This is a genomic window from Pantoea sp. Aalb (assembly GCF_009829985.1).
Lineage (GTDB): Bacteria > Pseudomonadota > Gammaproteobacteria > Enterobacterales > Enterobacteriaceae > SZZU01.
Genome location: NZ_SZZU01000009.1, coordinates 1 through 3,069, shown reverse-complemented (window position 1 = coordinate 3,069; position 3,069 = coordinate 1). Strand labels below are relative to the sequence as shown.

Genomic DNA, 3,069 nt, shown 5'->3' with positions numbered 1-3,069 from the left:
AAACGTCTATGGGTTGTAAGGTTAAGTGATTAAGCGTACACGGTGAATGCCTTGGCAGTCAAAGGCGATGAAGGACGTGTTAATCTGCGAAAAGCGTCGGTAAGGTGATTATAAAACCGTTATAACCGGCGGTGTCCGAATGGGGAAACCCGATGTACTTCTGTACATCATCTCAACATGAATATATAGTGTTGTGAAGCAAACCGAGGGAACTGAAACATCTAAGTACCTCGAGGAAAAGAAATCAACCGAGATTCCCTTAGTAGTGGCGAGCGAAATGGGAAGAGCCCAGAACATAAAGCAATTTATATGCTAGTGGAAGTGTCTGGAAAGGCACGCGATACTAGGTGAAAGCCCTGTACACGAAAGCACATAAATTGTAAGTTCAATGAGTAGAACGGGACACGTGATATCCTGTTTGAATATGGGGGGACCATCCTCCAAGGCTAAATACTTCTGACTGACCGATAGTGAACTAGTACCGTGAGGGAAAGGCGAAAAGAACCCCGGTAAGGGGAGTGAAATAGAACCTGAAACCGTGTACGTACAAGCAGTGGAAGCATATTAATTATGTAACTGCGTACCTTTTGTATAATGGGTCAGCGACTTATATTCTGTAGCAAGGTTAACCACATAGGGGAGCCGTAGGGAAACCGAGTCTTAAATGGGCGATTAGTTGCAGGGTATAGACCCGAAACCTGGTGATCTAGCCATGAGCAGGTTGAAAGTTGGGTAACACTAACTGGAGGACCGAACCGACTAATGTTGAAAAATTAGCGGATGACTTGTGGCTAGGGGTGAAAGGCCAATCAAACCAGGAGATAGCTGGTTCTCCCCGAAAGCTATTTAGGTAGCGCCTCGTAAATTCATCTTTGGGGGTAGAGCACTGTTTCGGCTAGGGAGTCATCCCGGCTTACCAAACCGATGCAAACTACGAATACCATAGAATGCTATTACGGGAGACACACGGCGGGTGCTAACGTCCGTCGTGGAAAGGGAAACAACCCAGACCGCCAGCTAAGGTCCCTAAATCATGATTAAGTGGGAAACGATGTGAGAGGGCATAGACAACCAGGATGTTGGCTTAGAAGCAGCCATCATTTAAAGAAAGCGTAATAGCTCACTGGTCGAGTCAGCTTGCGCGGAAGATGTAACGGGGCTCAAATCATGTACCGAAGCTGCGGCAGCGATTTTATAATCGCTGGGTAGGGGAGCGTTCTGTAAGCTGTTGAAGGTAGATCGTAAGGTCTATTGGAGGTATCAGAAGTGCGAATGCTGACATGAGTAACGATAAAGCAGGTGAAAAACCTGCTCGCCGAAAGACTAAGGGTTCCTGTCCAACGTTAATCAAGGCAGGGTAAGTCGACCCCTAAGGTGAGGCTGAAAAGCGTAATCGATGGGAAACAGGTTAATATTCCTGTACTTTAATGTTACTGCGAAGGGGGGACGGAGAAGGCTAGATTATCCAGGCGACGGTTGTCCTGGTTTAAGCGTGTAGATTGACTTTTTAGGCAAATCCGAAAAGTTAGAATTGAGGCGTGATGACGAACTATGAAAATAGTGAAGTAATTAATGCCATGCTTCCAAGAAAAGCCTCTAAGCTCCAGGTAACTGTAAAATCGTACCCCAAACCGACACAGGTAGTCAGGTAGAGAATACTAAGGCGCTTGAGAGAACTCGGGTGAAGGAACTAGGCAAAATGGTGCCGTAACTTAGGGAGAAGGCACGCTGGCATTAGGTGAAGGGATTATGCTCCTAGAGCCAAAGCCAGTCGCAGATACCAGCTAGCTGCAACTGTTTATTAAAAACACAGCACTGTGCAAACACGAAAGTGGACGTATACGGTGTGACGCCTGCCCGGTGCCGGAAGGTTAATTGATTGGGTTATCCATAATAGGAGAAGCTCTTGATCGAAGCCCCGGTAAACGGCGGCCGTAACTATAACGGTCCTAAGGTAGCGAAATTCCTTGTCGGGTAAGTTCCGACCTGCACGAATGGCGTAATGATGGCTAGGCTGTCTCCACCCGAGACTCAGTGAAATTGAAATCGCTGTGAAGATGCAGTGTACCCGCGGCAAGACGGAAAGACCCCGTGAACCTTTACTATAGCTTGACACTGAACATTAAACTTTGATGTGTAGGATAGGTGGGAGGCCTTGAAGCATAAACGCTAGTTTATGTGGAGCCGACCTTGAAATACCACCCTTCAATGTTTGATAGTCTAACGTAAGCCCGTTATCCGGGCTGCGGACCGTGTCTGGTGGAAAGTTTGACTGGGGCGGTCTCCTCCTAAAGAGTAACGGAGGAGCACGAAGGTTAGCTAATCCTGGTCGGACATCAGGAGGTTAGTGTAATGGCATAAGCTAGCTTAACTGCGAGAGTGACGGCTCGAGCAGATGCGAAAGCAGGTCATAGTGATCCGGTGGTTCTGCATGGAAGGGCCATCGCTCAACGGATAAAAGGTACTCCGGGGATAACAGGCTAATACCGCCCAAGAGTTCATATCGACGGCGGTGTTTGGCACCTCGATGTCGGCTCATCACATCCTGGGGCTGAAGTAGGTCCCAAGGGTACGGCTGTTCGCCGTTTAAAGTGGTACGCGAGCTGGGTTTAGAACGTCGTGAGACAGTTCGGTCCCTATCTGTCGTGGGCGTTGGAGAATTGAAGGGGGTTGCTTCTAGTACGAGAGGACCGAAGTGAACGCACCACTGGTGTTCGGGTTATCATGCCAATGGTATTGCCCGGTAGCTAAGTGCGGAAGAGATAAGTGCTGAAAGCATCTAAACACGAAACTTGCCCTAAGATTAGTTCTCCCAGAGACTTAAAGTCTCCTTAAGGGATGTTGAAGACTACAACTTTGATAGGCCGGATGTGTAAGTATAGTGATGTATTGAGCTAACCGGTACTAATAACCCGTGAGGCTTAACCTTACAACACCAAAGACGTTTTATGAAAGTTTCAGCTTATTTTATAAAATACTTCATGCATTTTGTGCATGAATCAACAGAATTCGCCTGGCGGCAATAACGCGGTGGTACCACCTGATACCATGCCGAACTCAGAAGTGAAA

General features: G+C 47.5%; 1 rRNA gene. It reads left to right on the top strand.

Annotated features, from left to right (window positions below):
• The first annotated feature begins 19 nt into the window (after positions 1-19).
• A 23S ribosomal RNA gene (locus tag FD728_RS04715) occupies positions 20-2,929 on the top strand.
• Positions 2,930-3,069 lie beyond the last annotated feature (140 nt).